Annotated in this window: 14 protein-coding genes and 1 tRNA gene; 8 read left to right on the plus strand and 7 right to left on the minus strand. The window is 69.2% G+C overall.

The genetic code is table 11. The features are described from left to right. The first annotated feature begins 14 nt into the window (after window positions 1–14). From ACH49X_RS07590 to ACH49X_RS07600, 3 genes are all read left to right on the plus strand, one after another. Window positions 15–88: transfer RNA gene (locus ACH49X_RS07590), tRNA-Pro, on the plus strand. 104 nt (window positions 89–192) lie between these two features. Next, window positions 193–762 (plus strand): hypothetical protein, encoded by a 570-nt coding sequence (locus ACH49X_RS07595; RefSeq protein ID WP_195079839.1) that lies wholly within the window; start codon window positions 193–195, stop codon window positions 760–762. A gap of 69 nt (window positions 763–831) precedes the next feature. Next, a complete protein-coding gene (locus ACH49X_RS07600; protein WP_357108534.1) occupies window positions 832–1,554 on the plus strand; it encodes an SDR family NAD(P)-dependent oxidoreductase in 723 nt (240 codons plus the stop codon). Between the two features lie 54 nt (window positions 1,555–1,608). Here the strand turns inward: ACH49X_RS07600 and ACH49X_RS07605 are convergent, their stop codons facing one another. After that, a complete protein-coding gene (locus tag ACH49X_RS07605; RefSeq protein ID WP_195079837.1) occupies window positions 1,609–2,067 on the minus strand; it encodes a hypothetical protein in 459 nt (152 codons plus the stop codon). A gap of 178 nt (window positions 2,068–2,245) precedes the next feature. Between ACH49X_RS07605 and ACH49X_RS07610 the strand changes: the two genes are divergently transcribed. From ACH49X_RS07610 to ACH49X_RS07625, 4 genes are all read left to right on the plus strand, one after another. Further along, on the plus strand, window positions 2,246–2,953 hold the full coding sequence (locus tag ACH49X_RS07610; RefSeq protein ID WP_357206987.1) for a GntR family transcriptional regulator: 708 nt from the start codon (window positions 2,246–2,248) through the stop codon (window positions 2,951–2,953). Between the two features lie 12 nt (window positions 2,954–2,965). Beyond that, complete coding sequence (gene uca, locus ACH49X_RS07615) at window positions 2,966–6,577, plus strand: urea carboxylase (protein ID WP_357206989.1); 3,612 nt, start codon at window positions 2,966–2,968, stop codon at window positions 6,575–6,577. Then, window positions 6,578–8,299 (plus strand): allophanate hydrolase, encoded by a 1,722-nt coding sequence (gene atzF / locus ACH49X_RS07620; RefSeq protein ID WP_357206991.1) that lies wholly within the window; start codon window positions 6,578–6,580, stop codon window positions 8,297–8,299. It begins immediately after the preceding gene. Between the two features lie 161 nt (window positions 8,300–8,460). Next, window positions 8,461–9,690 carry an FAD-dependent monooxygenase gene (locus tag ACH49X_RS07625; RefSeq protein ID WP_357206993.1) on the plus strand — a complete coding sequence of 410 codons (1,230 nt, stop codon included), beginning with the start codon at window positions 8,461–8,463 and terminating at the stop codon, window positions 9,688–9,690. Between the two features lie 52 nt (window positions 9,691–9,742). On the opposite strand, the gene ACH49X_RS07630 is transcribed toward ACH49X_RS07625, so the two are convergent. From ACH49X_RS07630 to ACH49X_RS07650, 5 genes are all read right to left on the minus strand, one after another. Then, on the minus strand, window positions 9,743–10,333 hold the full coding sequence (locus ACH49X_RS07630) for a TetR/AcrR family transcriptional regulator (RefSeq protein ID WP_195079832.1): 591 nt from the start codon (window positions 10,331–10,333) through the stop codon (window positions 9,743–9,745). Between the two features lie 19 nt (window positions 10,334–10,352). Beyond that, window positions 10,353–11,576: a cytochrome P450 gene (locus ACH49X_RS07635; RefSeq protein ID WP_195079831.1), complete on the minus strand. Its 1,224-nt coding sequence runs from the start codon at window positions 11,574–11,576 to the stop codon at window positions 10,353–10,355. Window positions 11,577–12,194: 618 nt separating this feature from the next. Continuing rightward, complete coding sequence (gene bla / locus ACH49X_RS07640; RefSeq protein ID WP_357206995.1) at window positions 12,195–13,124, minus strand: class A beta-lactamase; 930 nt, start codon at window positions 13,122–13,124, stop codon at window positions 12,195–12,197. Between the two features lie 101 nt (window positions 13,125–13,225). Continuing rightward, complete coding sequence (locus ACH49X_RS07645) at window positions 13,226–14,695, minus strand: catalase (RefSeq protein ID WP_357206997.1); 1,470 nt, start codon at window positions 14,693–14,695, stop codon at window positions 13,226–13,228. Window positions 14,696–14,756: 61 nt separating this feature from the next. Beyond that, the gene (locus tag ACH49X_RS07650) at window positions 14,757–15,182 is read right to left on the minus strand and encodes a Fur family transcriptional regulator (protein ID WP_067799685.1); all 426 of its coding nucleotides are present in this window, start codon (window positions 15,180–15,182) and stop codon (window positions 14,757–14,759) included. A gap of 488 nt (window positions 15,183–15,670) precedes the next feature. Here ACH49X_RS07650 and ACH49X_RS07655 point away from each other — a divergent pair, with 488 nt between their 5' ends. Beyond that, the gene (locus tag ACH49X_RS07655; protein ID WP_357206999.1) at window positions 15,671–16,909 is read left to right on the plus strand and encodes an APC family permease; all 1,239 of its coding nucleotides are present in this window, start codon (window positions 15,671–15,673) and stop codon (window positions 16,907–16,909) included. Between the two features lie 234 nt (window positions 16,910–17,143). On the opposite strand, the gene ACH49X_RS07660 is transcribed toward ACH49X_RS07655, so the two are convergent. Then, on the minus strand, window positions 17,144–17,740 hold the full coding sequence (locus ACH49X_RS07660) for a TetR/AcrR family transcriptional regulator (RefSeq protein ID WP_357108556.1): 597 nt from the start codon (window positions 17,738–17,740) through the stop codon (window positions 17,144–17,146). Window positions 17,741–17,774 lie beyond the last annotated feature (34 nt).

The following is a 17,774-nucleotide window of genomic DNA, read 5'->3' on the forward strand; positions in this document are numbered from 1 at the left end:
CCAGGTCCACTTCACGGGGTGTGGCGCAGCTTGGTAGCGCGCTTCGTTCGGGACGAAGAGGTCGCAGGTTCAAATCCTGTCACCCCGACTCGTGGTTGAGACGACGGGAAGGCCCCTGACCAGTACGCATGGTCAGGGGCCTTCTCCGTTGCCCGGACGTGGGAGCCGAGACACTCTGCGTAGGCTCGACGCATGCTTGCCCTCTACAGTGCGGCGGTCGCGATCGTCACGGGCGCGACATCGGCCTGGATCGGCTACTACTTCAGTGTCCGCAAGGACCGGTTGCAATGGGACCGGAGTCACGCGACGCGATGGGACAGTGCGCGTCGCGAGGCTTACGTCGCGTTCGCGGCGGCGATCAAGCGCGAGGTCCGCTTACATGTGAAAATGGCCGCCGCGCAGCATCCGGACGTCTGGCCAGGACATGAGACGTTGTCGATGGAGGAAGGCTGGCCACTGCTCGCGGCAGCCGAGGACGCACGTGCCGACCTCCTGGAATCCATCCTCTTGCTCGCCGACGGCCCCACTGTCGAGGCGGCACGCGAGTGGCAGCAGAAGGTCTGGGAATTGCGTGTGCTGCATCGAGATGCGAACGCCTCCGTGGAGACGATCCGCCAGGCGCTGGCCCGGGCATCGGACGCGCGGGACCGCTTCTACGCGTGCGCTCGACCGGACCTCGGCATTCACTCCGCGCTTCCGGGACCGCGGCCATTGCTCGCCATCGCCGATGAACCCGACACCATGGTCGGCGCCCGATCGTAGGTTGGTCCGATCGTATGCGGGAATATCATGCCTAGAACCGATTCCCCGCAATCGACGAAAGGTCGGCAGATGAGCAAGCCCGTCGATGGCGTGCCCGCGGACAGACCACTGTCCGGGAAGACCGCGCTGGTCACGGCGGCCTACACCGGAATAGGCAGGTCGATCGCGAAAACGCTTGCCGCGCAAGGAGCGAAGGTCGTGGTGCAGCATCCGCACTTCCCCGAGCCCGCCGCGGAGGTGGTCAAGGAGATCACCGAGGCGGGTGGCGCGGCGCTGGCGCTCGCGGCCGACATCGCCGATCGCGACGAATACGAGGAGCTGGTGCAGGCGCTGCTCGAGGAAGGCGGCGGGTGGCATGTGCTGGTCAACACCGCCGCGGTGCCGGAATCCGAACCGTTCCCGAAGCTCAGCTCCGAGGCGTTCGACAGCAATTTCGCGGCCACGGTGAAGGGCGTCTTCCACGGCCTGCAACTGGCTTTGCAGCACTTGGCCGACGAAGGCCGGGTCGTCAACGTCTGTGATCCCGCCGACCCGGGCAGCGCGGTGCACGACGCGACGCGCGGCGCGGTCGAGCAACTCGGCCAGGCCGTCGCCCCGGATTTCACGTCACGGCGGATCACCGTCAACACGGTCAGCTACGGCGCGGGCACGACCGACAACGCGGAGCTCGAGACCGCACTCGCCTCGTTGCGGCCGGCCGAGCCGGGCGCGGTGGTCGCCTATCTGGCCGGTGCCGCGGCGAGCACGGTGAACGCCCAGGTCATCCGGCTCGACGGCACGAGCGGCCGGTAGCAGGAGCGACTACGACCGGCGCGCCCGCGGTCGGCGAGCACGCCGGTCGGACGCTCAGGCGGTGACCGTGCCGCCGTAGGAACTGAATCCGCGGCCGAGCGCCTGGCAGGTGAAGCTGCCGTGGAAGCCGACCTGGCACGTCGCTCCGGCATGCTCGATGATGGGGCCCCACTGGCCGGAGCCGGTTTTCACGTCGTAGATGCTGGGATTGCCACCCGGCAGGGTGTACGACGTGGCCGGGTCGAAGGTGGGATGCGCGGGCAGCCAGGCCTGGTCGATCACGATTTCGTTCACCGTCACCGGCACCGGGATGTAGGTGCCGCCGACGTAGTAGCTCAGGTGCTGGGGATAGCCGAAATCGCATCCGACGGAGCCGTTCGCGAAGATCGCGCAGTTCGTGCTGCCCGCCGAGAAGTAGACCGTGCCGGTGTCGGCCTGGGCGCTACCGGCTGCCAAGAGCGGCGCCATCGCGGCGGCGGCGAGTACTCCGGCGAACTTCGTGCTGCGCTTCATCTTTTCTCCTCGATCTTCGCTGATGGACAACCGACTCGATGACTCTGTCGAGCCCGCGCGGGATTTCGTTTCGTCCCGAGTACCCACACAGCCGCCGACCGACGCGGTGAGCAGACGCTAACGCGGCGATAACTTGCGGTCACTCCGCCGAAATGCGAGGTCAATAGCGTATACAGCCATGTCGACACGGATAGCAACCCTGGCCGACGCGGCGGGCAAACCCCTGCGCGACGTGGTGTACGAGAAGCTGCGCGGCGAGCTCATGAACGGGGACATCAAGTTCGGCGAGCGCCTCACCGAGCCGAAACTCTCCACCCGCTTCGGCATCTCGCGCACGCCGATCCGCGAGGCGCTGACCGTGCTGTGCTCGGACGGACTGCTGCAACGCGAAGAATACGGGTTCAGCCCCGTCCGGCCGAGCATCCCGCTGATCCGCGACCTGTACGAGTTGCGAATCACCCTGGAGCTGGGCGGTCTTCAGCGCGCGATGACCAACCCCGCGGTCACCCACGATCGTGCGCTGCTGGAGGCCGAGCGAGCCGCCTGGCTGGAACTGCGCGCCGACCCGCCGGAACAGGAACCGGGCTTCGTGGTGCGCGACGAGGAATTCCACGTCACCCTGCTGACCGCTGCGGGCAACACCGAGATGGTGCGCGCGCTCAAAGCGGTGAACTCCCGCATCCGCCACGTGCGCATGTACGACTTCATGGTCAACAACCGGATCGAGACCACCATCGCCGAGCATCTCGGAATCCTCGAAGCCGTTCTGGCCGAGGATCTTCCGCTGGCGTATCGGCTGCTGCACACGCATATCGGCGAATCGCTGGACGTCGTGCTCGAACGGGTCACCCGTGCGATCGCGGCGATGTCGCTGGCCACGGAATAGCAGGGAGCGGTAGTGAGTCTGGAATTCGACACGGTGCTCGTCGCCAATCGCGGCGAGATCGCTTGCCGCGTCATGCATACCGCCCGGCGGCTGGGGCTGAAGACGGTGGCCGTGTACTCCGATGCCGACGTGGGCGCGGCGCACGTCGAGATGGCCGATGTCGCCGTGCGCCTGGGGCCGGGACCGGCCGCGCAGTCCTACCTGCGCGCCGACGCGGTGGTGGAGGCGGCGCTGGCGACCGGAGCGGGGGCCATTCATCCCGGCTACGGGTTTCTCTCGGAGAACGCGGATTTCGCCACCGCGGTCGAGAAAGCGGGCATCGCGTTCGTCGGACCGACCGCCGAGCAACTCCGCGTCTTCGGTGACAAACACACCGCCCGCATGGCCGCCCGCGCGGTCGGCGTGCCGCTGATCCCCGGCAGCGACCTGCTCGAATCGGCTGATCACGCCGTGACGGAGGCCGAGCGGATCGGTTTCCCCGTGATGCTGAAGGCGGTCGGCGGCGGTGGCGGCATCGGCATGCAGGCGTGCTTCGGCCCGGACGAGGCGCGCGCGGCCTACGAGCGGGTGCAGCGCATCGCCACGGCGAACTTCGGTTCGGCGGGCGTCTTCCTGGAACGTTTCGTCGCGCGGGCCAGGCACGTCGAGGTGCAGCTGTTCGGCGACGGCAACGGCCGCGTCGTCAGCCTCGGCACCAGGGACTGCTCGCTGCAACGCCGCAACCAGAAGGTCATCGAGGAGGCGCCCGCGCCGGGGCTCGCCCCGGAGCAGTCGCAGCACCTGCTGGCGGCGTCGCGGGAGCTGGCCCGCTCGGTCGGGTACCGCTCGGCGGGGACGGTGGAGTTCGTCTACGACACCGACAGCGGCGCCGCGTCCTTCCTGGAGATGAATACGCGCCTGCAGGTCGAGCATCCGGTCACCGAGGCGGTCACGGGCGTCGATCTGGTGGAGTGGATGCTGCGCCTAGCCGGCGGCGACACCTCGATGGTGGACCAACAGCCCGAGAGCGGACCGGTGATCACCGGCCACGCGGTGGAGGCCCGGGTCTACGCGGAAGATCCCGGCCACGAGTACCGCCCGAGCGCGGGCCTGGTCACGGCCGCGCACTTACCTGGTGACGTCCGGGTGGACACCTGGGTCGGTACCGGTTCGGAGGTCAGTTCGTATTACGACCCGCTGCTGGCGAAGGTGATCAGCAGCGGCGAGAATCGAGCCGACGCTTTCGCCGCCCTGCGCACCGCACTCGATGCGACCCGGATATACGGGGTGCAGACGAATCTGCCCCAGCTGCGTCAGGCCGTGGCCGACGGCCGGGTCCTGCGTACCGAGCACACCACCACCACGCTGGCCGACATCCGCCCGGTCGGCCGCCGCATCGACGTGCTGCGCGGCGGAACCATGACCACGGTGCAGGATCATCCGGGCCGGATAGGTCTGTGGGAGGTGGGCATTCCGCCGTCCGGCCCGATGGACGACCTCTCCTTCACCCTCGCCAACACCGCGGTCGGCAACCCGGTCGGCGTCCCCGCGCTCGAGTGCACCTTGCAGGGCCCGCGGTTGCGCTTCTCCGACGCCACGGTGGTGTGCGTGACCGGCGCCCCGGCTCCGGTGACCGTGGACGGCCGTCCGGTGGCCATGTGGGAGCCCGTCACCGTGGCCGCCGGCGCGGTGCTGGACATCGGCGCGCCGACCGACACCGGCCTGCGCACCTATCTGGCGGTGCGCGGCGGCCTCGACGCGCCGCTCTATCACGGCAGCGCGTCCACCTTCACCCTCGGTGGATTCGGCGGTGTGACCGGCAAGGCGGTGGCCACCGGCGACGTGCTCGGCATCGCCCCCGCCGAGGCAGCCACACTCGGCGCGCCGGCCGCCGTAGCGCCGGGCGACCGGCCGCAATTCACCCACGAGTGGCAGCTCGCGGTCGGTGTCGGTCCGCAGACCTCGCCCGCGTACTTCACCGACGCCGACATGGACCAGTTCTGCACGCACCCGTGGCGAGTCGGCAGCCACGCCAACCGCACCGGCATCCGGCTGGAGGGCCCGAAGCCGGCGTGGTCGCGCACCGACGGCGGGGATGCCGGTCTGCACCCGTCCAACCTGCACGACAACCCCTACAGCGTGGGCGCGTTGAACGTCTCCGGCGACACCCCCATCCTGCTCGGTCCCGACGGCCCGAGCCTCGGCGGGTTCGCCTGTCCGCTCACCGTCGTGTCCGCGCATCGCTGGCGGATGGGTCAGTTGCGTCCCGGCGACTCGGTGCGGTTCGTGCCGGTCGACGACGACAAGGCAGCCGAGTTGCGGGCGTCCAACGGCAGCCGCGTGCCGGATCTGGTGACCGATTCCCGCGCCGCCCGGCGCGATCGCGGCGTGCTCGGCGGCGTCGAGGCGTCAGCGGACCGCCCGCGCGTGCGTTACCTGCGCGGCGGTGACGACAACGTGCTGGTCGAATACGGCGAGATGGTCCTCGATCTGGGCTTGCGTATGCGGGTGCACGCCCTGGCCGAAGCACTCGCGGCCGTCCGGCTGCCCGGCGTTGTGGACGTGACCCCCGGCGTGCGGTCCCTGCACGTCCACTTCGACCCCGAGGTGCTGCCGCAGTACCAATTGCTGGGCACGCTGACCGAACTCGAACTCGACCTGCCCGCCACGACCGACCTGGTGGTGCCGAGCCGCACCATCCGGCTGCCGCTGTCGTTCGACGATCCCTCGATCGCCGAAGCGATCGACCGCTATCGCAGCGGCGTGCGCGACACCGCGCCGTGGCTGCCGTCGAACACCGAGTTCATCCGCCGCGTCAACGGGCTCGACAGCGTGGACGAGGTACGCGCGACGGTTTTCGACGCGGAGTATCTGGTGCTCGGCCTCGGAGACGTGTATCTCGGTGCGCCGCTGGCTGTTCCGCTGGACCCGCGGCACCGCCTGGTCACCACCAAATACAACCCGGCCCGCACCTGGACCCCGTCCGACGCGGTCGGCATCGGTGGCAAGTACCTGTGCGTCTACGGGATGGCCTCGCCCGGCGGCTACCAACTGATCGGCCGCACCGTGCCGATCTGGTCCAGCTACCGGCAGTCCCCGCCGTTCGAAGCGGGCACGCCGTGGCTGTTCCGGTTCTTCGATCGCATCGTGTGGGAACCGGTGGGCCCGGAGCAGTTGCTCGAACACCGCGCCGCGGCCGAGGCGGGCAGATTCGACGCCGAGGTGAGCGAGGGCAGTTTCGCGCTCGCCGACCATCTGCGGCTGCTGCGCACCGAGGCCGAGTCCATCGCCGCGTTCGAAACCAGGCAGGCCGTCGCGTTCGAAGCGGAGAAGCAGGCGTGGCGGGCGGCGGGCGAATTCGCACGCGACACCGTCGCGCCCGTCACCGCGCCGGTCGACGACCCGCTGGCCGGACTGCCCGCCGACGCGACGGTGGTGACCGCCCCGATGATCGGCAATGTCTGGCGGGTAGAGGTCGCACCGGGGCAACGGGTCGAGGCCGATGCGCCGGTGGCCGTCCTGGAGGCGATGAAACTCGAATTACCCGTGCACAGCCCGTGCCCGGGCACCGTTTTGAAAGTACTGACCACGCCCGGCGCGAAGGTGGAGCCGGGCACGCCCCTCGTAGTGATCGGAGTCGACTGAATGCCCCTCCTAGGTGACACGGCAGCCGACCCTGTCGAACGCGTGGCGGCCGCCTATCGGCGGATCGCCGAGGTCGATCGGCCGGAAGTGTGGATCACCCTGCGACCGGAACCCGAGGTCGCCGCCGAAGCGGCCGCGCTCGCGCGCAGGCTCGCCGCCGGAGAGACCTTGCCGCTGGCCGGAGTCCTGGTGGCGGTGAAGGACAACATCGACGTGGCGGGGCTGCCGACCACCGCAGCTTGCCCGGAGTTCGCCTATCTGCCGGAGGTGACCGCGGCGGCGGTCGAGCGGTTGCTCGCGGCGGGGGCGCTGGTGCTGGGCAAGACGAACTTGGACCAGTTCGCCACGGGACTGGTCGGGACGCGCAGCCCGTACGGCGCGGTGCGCAACGCCCGGTACCCGGAACTGGTGTCGGGCGGGTCGAGTTCCGGTTCGGCGGCGGCGGTGGCGCTCGGGATCGCGGATATCGGCATCGGCACCGACACGGCCGGATCCGGACGGGTGCCCGCCGCGCTGCACGGGATCGTCGGCATCAAAGCCACTCTCGGGGTGATCCCGGCGCACGGGACCGTGCCGGCCTGTGCGGACTACGACGCCGTGACCGTCTTCGCCGCCGACCTCGACTCGGCGGTCTCCGCGGCGGCGGTGATGGCGGGCCCGGAGCCGCGTGACCCGCGCAGCCGCACGTGGCCCGCCGATGTCCGGCTGGCCGCACCGCTCGCACCGCGCATCGCCGTGCCGCGCCCCGAGGACTTGGCCGCGCTCAGCGAGCCGTACCGGGACGCGTTCGCGCGCACCGTCGCCTTGGTCGCGGAGACGGGCGCGAAGACCGAGGAAATCGACATTTCCGCCCTGCTCGACGCCGCGCTGTTGCTCTACGACGGCGCACTCGTCGCCGAACGCCATGCCGCGGTGGGCGCGTTCCTCGACACCGCCCCCGCCGGGGCCGATCCCACGGTCGCCGCCATCATCGGCGCGGCGCGGGAGAAGACCGGTCCGGCGTTCGCCGCCGACCTCGACCGGCTGGCCCGCGCCAAGGCGAAGGCCGCCGAACTGCTGCACGGCTTCGACGCACTGCTGTTGCCGACGACCACCGAGCATCCGAGCATCGCCGCGGTGCGGGCCGATCCGGTCGGCATCAACCGGCGGATGGGCACCTACACCAACTTCTGCAACCTGCTGGACATGGCGGCCGTCGCCGTGCCCGGAGCGCCCACCGCCGACGGTGCGCCGTTCGGCGTCATGCTGGTCACCCCCGCCTTCGCCGATCAGGTGGCGGTCGATCTCGCCGCCCGCCTGCTCGGTCTCGACAGCGCGCCGCTGCTCGTCGACCAGGGCGCCGACCTGGCCGTCTTCGGTGCGCACCTGCGGGGGCAGCCACTGCACTGGCAGCTCGAGCAACTCGGCGCCCGCTTTCTCGGCGAGATCCGGACGACCGACGCCTACCGCCTGACCGCGCTGGACACCACCCCGCCCAAGCCGGGACTGGTGCGGCACGGACCCGGCCGCGGGGCTCCGATCGAGGGAGAGCTGTTCCGCGTCGCCACGGCCGGGCTGGGTCGCTTCCTGGCCGAGCTGCCCGCTCCCATGGCCCTGACCCGCATCGAACTCGCCGATGGCCGCGAGGTCGTCGGGTTCGCCTGCACCTACGACGCCGCGCGCACCGCCACCGACATCACCCACCACGCGAGCTGGCGCACATACCTCCAACATCGCTCCTAGCTGCTGCGATTCGTCCCCGAGCCCATGGCCGCGAGCACCCGTCGCCGCCATGGGCTTTCACTTGCGAGCCGATTTAGACATTCGTGCTAGACATCCGTACCACCGCATGTTAGACATATGTCTAAGACATTTGGTCAATCCAGTGGGAGTCGAGGAAAGTCATGAGCGCCAAGTCCGTAAGCCAGCTCCGCGTGCTCGTCGCAGGCGGCGGCATCGGCGGCAACGCCGTCGCGCTGCAACTGCTCCGGTCCGGCATCCGAGCCACCGTGGTGGAGCGCGCCGCAGCGCCGCGCCCCGGCGGGCAGGCCGTCGACCTGCGCGGACCCAGTCGCGAGGTGGCCGAGCGGATGGGCATGATGCCGGGCATCAGGAAATATCAGCTCGACGAGCGCGGCATGAAGTACGTCGACGACGCGGGCCGCGAGATCCTCCGCATGTCCGCCGAACTCTTCGACGGCAAGGGCGCGGTCGCCGAAATCGAGATCACCCGAGGCGATCTCAATCAGGTGCTGCTCGGCCTGCTCGACGCCGAGGGCGGCGTCGACTACCGCTACGGCGAATGGATCACCGAGATCCGGCAGGACGGCACGGGCGTCGACGTGACTTTCGCATCCGGCGCCGCCGAGCGATTCGACCTGGTGATCGGCGCCGACGGGTTGCACTCCGCGACCCGAAGGATGGTGTTCGGCCCCGAGGAGCAGTTCGCGACCTACCTCGGCGGATACATGTCGTTCTTCACGCTGCCTCGACCGGAAGACCTCGAGCCCCACTGGTTCACGATGCACTCGCTGGTCGGGGGCACCGGCTTGGGCATGCGTCCCGACGCCGACCCGGCCACCTGCAAAGCACTCGTCGTGCTGCGCGCGGCGGCGGACCCCGCGCTGCGCCGCGACGTCTCGGCACAGCAGCGGTTCATCCAGGAGCGCCTGGCCGGCGGCGGATGGGAGTCCGCTCGCATCGCCGCGGCGATGTCCGACGCGCCGGACTTCTACTTCGACGAGCTGGCCCGCATCGACATGCCGAGCTGGGTCGAGGGCCGGGTTGTCCTGCTCGGCGACGCCGGGTACTGCGGTTCCCCGCTCACCGGGCAGGGCACCGCGATGGCGCTGGTGGGCGCGTACGTGCTCGCCGGTGAGCTCGCCGCGCACGCCGACGACCTCGGACAGGGCCTGGCCCGCTACCAAGAGGTGCTGCGCCCGTTCGTCGAGACGGCCCAGCAGTTGCAGCCGGGCGGCCTGAACGCCATGACGCCCAAGTCCCGCTTCGGCATCCGCGCGGGCCACGCCGTCAGCAAACTGATGATGTCGAAGGCGATGCGACCGGTCATGATGCGGATGCTGAGCAAGACCGAGACCTACGATCTGCCCGACTACTCGGCGGCGACCGTCTGAGCCCGTGGCGCACACGTGGACCGGAGTCCCGCGCGGCTCCGGTCGACCGGCGTCAGTCGATCACGGTCCGGTGGTCGAGCAGGAACGGCAGCACGAAGGTGCGCAGCATCCCGCGTTCCTCGTCTTCGCCCGCGCCGGGCAGCGTCAGCAACGACACCATCGCGCGCACCACCCACCGACCGACCCGCTCGGCCGCGACGGAGGACAGCCCCGGACGGAATCCGGCGACGAAGTCGGTGGCGAGCGCGTCGATCACACCCGGCGAATTCGCCAGCTGGGCAACGATTCCCACGTTGGACGGTTCGAACCAGACCGCGAGATGCGGCGTTTTGCGCACCTCGGCCAGCAGTGCGGTCAACGTGTCGAGCAACTGCTCCCCCGGCTCCGTGTTCGCGGGCGTGGCCCGGTCTCGCCAGACGCGCTCCACCAACTGCCGCGCCTCCCGGCCCGCGAACGCCACGTAGAGCGCCTGCCGGTTCTCGAAGTAGCGATACAGCGTCGCCCTGGAACATCCTGCGGCGTCGGCGACTTCGGCCATGCCGACCCCGCTGACGCCTTTGTCGATGAACAGCGCGCGCACCGCGTCGAGAATGCGCTCACCGGCCAGTTCGGCGCGGCCGTCGGCCAGCCAATCGCCACTCATGCCGTGTCCCTTCCCGTGCTCACGCCCCGCACCGGAACGGCACAGTAGTCGGCCTGCGGACGTACGGCCCGCTCGCGTACTCCACCGCGTCGATGTCGACGACGTACTCCGGGAACCGATCGAGCAACTCTTCGAGCGCGACCCGGGCTTGCATCCGCGCGGCCGCCGCGCCGAGACAGTGATGCGGCCCGTGCCCGAAGGTGAGGATGCGCTGCGGATTGCGATCGATGTCCAGCTCGGCGGCATCGGGGCCGAACGCCCGCTCGTCGCGATTGGCCGACCCGAACACCAGCAGCGCCTTCCGTCCCGCGGGCACCGTCTTCCCGGCGAGTTCCACGTCACGCGTCACGGTGCGCGCCAATCCCTGCACCGGTGCGGTGAGCCGGGCGAACTCCTCCACCGCGACGCGAATCCGATCCGGTTCCGCGGCCAGCGCGGCGCGCTGATCCGGGTGTTGTTGCAGCAGCTGGACGGCGCCGCCCAGCAGGCCTGTGGTGGTGTCGTTGCCGCCCGCGACCATGGTCCAGGTGTAGGCGAGGATCTGGATCAGTCCGCGCACGTCCGTGTCGTCGGCCGCCATCCCCGCCTGCACCAGCAGGGACACGGTGTCGTCGCCGGGGTCGGTGCGCCTGCGTTTGATCAGTTCGGCGAAGTACCCCATCATCTCCGCCGACGCCGCTCGCGCCTTGGTGTTCGTCCGGTCGATGCTGCCCGCGACGACGGCGTCGGTCCAGCCGTCGAATCTCGCCCGATCCTGCTGCGGCACCCCGAGGTAGTACGCCACCACCATGCTCGGCAGCGGCTTGAACAGTTGCTTGACGATGTCACCGCCGCCTTGCGCCGCGATGGCATCGAGCCGGTCGCGCACGAAGCGGCGCACCACCGGCTCCACGTCCTCGACCTGGCGCGGGGTGAATCCGCGAGCGACCAGTTTTCGGAAGTCGGTGTGCTGCGGCGGGTCCTGCATCACCAGCGGGGGGTTGTCGGTCAGACCGAGTTCGTCGAGTTCGCCGTATTCCACCGTCAGCCCGTCCCGCGAGGAGAACGTCTCGCTGTCGCGCGCCGCCGCGTAGACGTGCTCGTGCCGAGTGAGCACCCAGTAGTCGTGTTCGGGCCGCGCGGCCGGGACGACGTGCTGCACCGGATCGTGCTCCCGCAGGGCCGCGTACATCTCCCACGGCGAGGCCCAGGTGGGGCCGGAGCGAAGTTCGAAGACCGGGGGCCGATACGACACGTGCGTCATGTATCGACCGTAAGACAATTTACCAAAAGTGTCTAGAACCGGTTTCAGTTCGGTGGGCCGATCACCATGACGACCAGCCCGGCCGCTTCCGCCCCGCGTGGAACCCGGCGCCGCACACTCGTGGGTTACCTTCGGCAGCGGCAACGCCGTCTCGTTGCCGGTCAGCTCCAGGAAGAGCCAGCGCGAGCGACCGCTCCGCGTCCCGCGTCCGCCGGGCCGGCCACCCCTCGTAGACCGGCCCGGCGGACACCCACCCCCGAGACCCGGCCTGTCACCCCTCGAGACAGGCCGCTTCTCGGTTCGCACCTCGCGGTGCTGGGTATGTCCCTCCCGCGAGACAAACAATGCAGGCACGGGCTTGGCGCGCTCTTAAGAACACCTTGCAAGATCGAATTCGCAGGTGAGCGGGATTCACCAGGTGGTGACCCGGCAAGCGCCTACCGCCCGGCGGCGGAACGCGGGATGATGGTCACGAGTGCGCCAAAATGATTGGGAGCGACGATGGAAACCGTGGTGGTCTGGATTCTGGCGACCCTGCTCTACTGGTGGGGTCTGCTGTAGGTGTCCGAACCTGGCCGCCTGATCCGGCCAGGTCTACTACAGGTCGTCGTTATTCGCTCACTCGCCGCGCCGGTCAGCGAAGACCGTCCAGACCACCCGAGTCACGTCCACCAGCAAATCGTTGCTCACCTCGGCATCGGCACTTGGCTTGCGGCTCATGATCGCGATCACGATCGGCGCCCGGCCACCGTCGGGCCAGACGATCGCGACGTCGTTGGCACAGCCGTAGGAGCCGGTACCCGTCTTGTCGCCGATGACCCACTCGGCGGGCAACGCCGCACGGATGCGCTCGCCACCGGTCGTGTTCGCCTTCAGCCAGGCGACCAACTGATCGCGTTCCCGTACGCCGAGCGCGTCGCCGAGCGCCAAGGCGCGGTAGTTCGCGGCGAGCGCGGCCGGAGTGGTGGTGTCCCGTTCGTCACCGGGGATCGCGGTGTTGAGTTCGGTCTCCCAGCGGTCGAGCCTGCTGGTCGGATCACCGAGCGTGCGGAGAAACGCCGTGAGCCCTTCCGGGCCGCCGATCTCACGCAGCAGCAGATTGCCCGCAGTGTTGTCGCTGCGGGTGATCGCGGCCTCGGCCACGCGCGCCAGCGTCATTCCCTCGGCCAACTCGGCGCCGGTCACCGGCGAATTGTCGACCAGATCCCCCTCATGGAAGCGGATCACCCGATCGAAGTATCCCGTGTCCAGCGGATGCGCATACAGGGCCGCGGCTGCCGCGAGCGTCTTGAAAGTGGACAGGAACGGGAAACGCTCGTCGGCGCGGTGGGTCACCGTCCTGCCGGTGCCGGTGTCCACCGCGAACAACCCGACCTGCGCGCCGTACCGAGCCTCCAGGTCCGCCACGCTCGTGTTCGCGGCGGGACCGGCCTGGACGTTCGACATGAGGGGATTCGGCCGCGCCGCATCGGTTTCCGCACCGCAACCGGCCAGCAGCGTCAGCGCGGCGGCCAGCGTCACGCGGTAGTCACGTGTCAGCCGAGACATGCCCACACTCTGGCACCCGAGCACTCACCGGGCGGACAGGATGGGCCGGACACGCCGAAGGCAGGTGCGCGATTCCGCACACCTGCCTTCGAAGTGAGTGATCAGCCCTGCGAGCCGTCGAGTCCGGCGCGCACGCCCTCCTCGACCCGCTTGCCCAGATCGGCGTCGACGTTCTTCCAGTACTGGAAGACGCGGCTCAGCACCGGCTCGCGGACGCCGCCGAGCACGTGGCCGACAATGTTGTCCACCAAGCGTTCTCGCTGCGCGTCGTCGAGCACCTCACGTACGAGGGTGCCCGCCTGGGTGAAATCGCCGTCCTCGGCATGCCGGATGTAGCCCGCGCGCACGATGGTCGGATCGAAGTCCCAGATACCGCCGTCCGCTGCCTTTTCCGGGTCGGCGTGCGGGCCGCCGAACGAATTCGGCGCGTACACCGGCACATTCGGATCGTTGTAGTGGTACCGCATGGCGCCCTCCTTGGAGTAGGAGTTCACCTCCGCGGCCCTGGCCTGGTTCGGCGGCAGCTGCGCGTAATTCGTGCCGATACGGTAGCGGTGCGCGTCGGCGTAGGCGAAAACGCGGCCGAGCAGCATCTTGTCCGGTGAGAAGCCGATGCCGGGAACGACGTTCGACGGCTCGAACGCGGCCTGCTCGATGTCGACGAAGTAGTTGCGGGGGTTGCGGTTCAGCGTCCACTTGCCGACCTCGATCAGCGGGTAGTCCTTGTGCGACCACACCTTGGTCAGGTCGAACGGGTTGAACCGGTAGCCTTCCGCCTCCGCGACCGGCATGACCTGGACGTACACCGTCCAGCTCGGGAAGTCGCCGCGCTCGATCGCCTCCCACAGGTCCTTGCGGTGGTAATCGGCGTCCTCGCCCGCGATCCGGTCGGCCTCGGCCTGGGTCAGGAACTCGATGCCCTGGTCGGTCTTGAAGTGGTACTTGACCCAGAAGCGCTCCCCCGTGGCGTTGATCCACTGGTAGGTGTGCGAACCGTAGCCGTTCATGTGCCGGTAGGTCTTCGGGATGCCGCGATCGCCCATCAACCAGGTCACCTGGTGGGCGGTCTCGGGACGCAGGGTCCAGAAATCCCACTGCATGTTGTGATCGCGAAGACCGTTGCCGGGCAGGCGCTTCTGCGAGCGGATGAAGTCGGGGAACTTGATCGGGTCCTTGATGAAGAAGATCGGCGTGTTGTTGCCGACGAGGTCGTAGTTGCCGTCCTCGGTGTAGAACTTCACCGCGAATCCGCGCGGGTCACGCCAAGTGTCCGGGCTGCCCTGCTCGCCGGCCACGGTGGAGAACCGCGCCAGCGATTCGGTGCGCGCACCGGGCTGGAACAGCTTCGCCTTGGTGTACTTGCTGACGTCGTTGGTCACGACGAGCTCACCGTAGGCGCCCGAACCCTTCGCGTGCACGATGCGTTCCGGCACCCGTTCGCGGTTGAACTGGGCCAGCTTCTCGATGAGGTAGTGATCGTGCAGCAGGATCGGGCCCTGCGTGCCCGCGGTGAGCGATTCGTCGTCGCTTTCGACCGGGATTCCGGTGTTCGTGGTTGTCGGTTTGGTCACGGAAGACTCCTCGGCTGGTGAACATCGTTTCCCGGGAGGGCTGCCCCGGGCGTATGGACCGCTACTCGGAACGGCAGGTCGGGCACAGCCCCCAGAAGACGACCTCGGCTTCGTCGACCACGAATCCGTGCGCGTCCGACGGGTCGAGGCATGGGGCTCGGCCCACGGCGCAGTCGACGTCGACGACCGCACCGCAGCTTCGGCACACCAGATGGTGGTGGTTGTCACCGATCCGGGTTTCGTACAGCGCGGACGAACCCGCGGGCTCGATCCGCCGCAGGATCCCGGCGCGCACGCACGCGTGCAAGACGTCGTAGACGGCCTGCGTGGACACCGAGCCCAGCGCTTCGCGGACGGTGGCGGCCACCGTGTCCGCGTCCGAATGCGGCCGTGCCGCGACCGCGTCCAGTACTGCGAGCCGTGGCGCGGTGACCCGCAAACCCGCTGCTCGCAGCCACTCGCGTGAGGCAGTGCCGTTGGTGTGCATACTTCGATTCTGACCCTTTTCTGGAACTAGTCAAGAAAAGAGAGTGGAATCACTCCAGAAAACACTCTGGTTCGGAGCTGCTCGACGAGTCGCTCCCGCAGGCGACCAGGCAGGATACGCAGTGGCGAGCGTCACAAATTATCGTCGGAATAGCTTCCGGCAGTATGTGGTTGAACCCCCTGTCGGCGTCCGGACAGCCCCGGGCCGCACCCTTCGTCGCTTCGAGCGACCACCCGCCGAGAGGCGCTTGTGGGACGTCGACACTCACCGTCGGCGTCCGGACAGCCCCGGGCCGCACCCTTTGTCGCTTCGAGCGACCACCCGCCGAGAGGCGCTTGTGGGACGTCGACGGCAACGACACCACCACGGTGTCCCAGCCAACAGCGCCGCCAGGTCATCCCGACCTGGCGGCGCTGTCGCATCCACCGGGCCGGCCCGGCGAGCGAAGTCGCGCTGCGGGGGCGGGGGTGGTGGGGGAGGATGCGGGTATGGCGTCGGTGGATGGGGAGTTGCGTCGGCGGCTCGGGCTTGCCGATTCGGTGGTCATCGGGCTGGGGGCGATGGTTGGGGCGGGAATTTTCGCGGCGCTCGCGCCCGCGGCGGCCGCGGCCGGGAGTTGGCTGCTGGTGGCTCTCGCGGTGGCGGCGGTGGTGGCGTATTGCAATGCGACGTCGTCGGCGCGGCTGGCGGCGCGATATCCCGTTTCCGGGGGCACGTATGTGTACGGGCGGGAGCGGCTGGGGCGTCTGTGGGGGTATCTCGCCGGATGGGGGTTCGTCGCGGGGAAGACGGCTTCATGCGCGGCGATGGCGCTGACGGTCGGTAGCTATGCCTGGCCCGAGCAGGCGCACGCCGTGGCGGTGGGCGCCGTGGTGGCGATCACCGCGATCAATTACACCGGCGTGCAGAAATCGGCGTTCGCGACTCGGGTGCTCGTCGGCGTCGTCCTCGCGGTGCTCGCCGCGGTGATCGTGATCGGGCTGCTCAGAACGCATTCGGCGGCATCCGCCCTGCCCAACCGGATCGGTCCGCGCGACGTGCTCACGGCGGCGGGACTGCTGTTCTTCGCGTTCGCGGGGTACGCGCGCATCGCCACGCTCGGCGAGGAAGTACTCGAACCACGGCGCACCATCCCCCGCGCCATCATGCTCGCGCTCGCGCTCGCACTCGCGATCTACACGCTGGTCGCGGTCGCGACGCTGAGCGTGCTCGGCTCCGCCGGACTGGCCGCGGCCACCGACCCGCTGGCGCGAATGGTCAGCGCGGCGGGCGTCCCCGCTGCCGCGCCGGTGGTGCGGATCGGCGCGGTGCTCGCGGCGGCCGGATCGCTGCTCGCGCTGATCCTCGGCGTATCCCGCACGGTGCTGGCCATGGCGCGGGACCGCTATCTGCCCGGAGCGCTCGCCGCGGTGCATCCGCGGTTCGGGGTGCCGCACCGTGCCGAACTGGTGGTCGGCGCGATCGTCGCCGCGGTCGCCGCGCTGTTCGATGTGCGCGCGGCCATCGGGTTCTCTTCGTTCACGGTGCTCTTCTACTACTTGATCGCGAACATCTCCGCGGCGACACTGACCGCCGAGGAGAATCGGCCACCCCGGTGGATTCCGGTGGTCGGCGCGGTCGGGTGCGTCGTCGTCGCATTCGCCCTGCCGCTCGGCTCCGTGCTCGCCGGGCTCGGCGCGCTCGCCCTCGGGGCAGCGCTGTATGCGTTGGGTGAGCGCTACCGCTAGCGGCCGCCCTTGTCCGCCCGACTCCGTCGTCAGCCGATGCACCGCCCCCAACTCGGCGCAGTGGTGTAGACACCGGGCGAGCGCAACCGCCGAGACGGTCGCGCAACGGGCCGATGGGAGCTGCTGTTGCCAAATCCGAGGGGGCGTCGGCCGTAACTTCTCCGGCAATCGCAGGGTCATGGAGGGGATGCTGCATTGGCTGCGCACACTGCTGGCCCACCATGTCCCCTGCGTCTATCGATCGGCAACAGAAATCGCGCGGTAGACGAACGCTTCCAGTTCCTCGGCCGCAGCCCGCAGATCGAACCCGGGTTCGGTCAGCCATCGGCCGACCAGACCGTCGATCGCGCCGCTGACGACCACCGCGGTCGTCTCGACGTCGAACGTGCGGAACCAGCCATCCGCCTGCCCGGCGGCCAACAGGTCCGCCAGTACTCGCCACCGGGACGAGTCCGCGCGGATCGTGCTGCGGCCGGCGGCTTCCGCGATCGCGATGACCTCGGTGAGCGCCCGGATATGGGACGGATGGGCGCTCAGATGGCCGAGCATCGCCCGGATGTACGCGCCGACCGCGTCGGCGGGCGTGCCAGCGCTCCGCACCGCCGCATCCACTTGCTCGACCAGGCCGCCGAGCACGCGGTCGAGCACCTGGTCGAGCAAGTCCTCTTTGTTCTGGAAGTGATACAGCACCGCGGCTTTCGAGACGCCCGCCTTCTCGGCGATCCGCGACAGCGAGGCACGAGCATGTCCTACCTCGGCGATCAGGGCGATCGCACTGTCGACAATCTGCCCGCGGCGTACGTCAGCCGATTCCACCGTCTCGGCGGTCACGAAATTCTCCTTCTCTCCCTGAGACCAGTGCGGG

It is taken from the genome of Nocardia sp. NPDC019323 (assembly GCF_044389845.1).
Taxonomy (GTDB): domain Bacteria; phylum Actinomycetota; class Actinomycetes; order Mycobacteriales; family Mycobacteriaceae; genus Nocardia; species Nocardia implantans.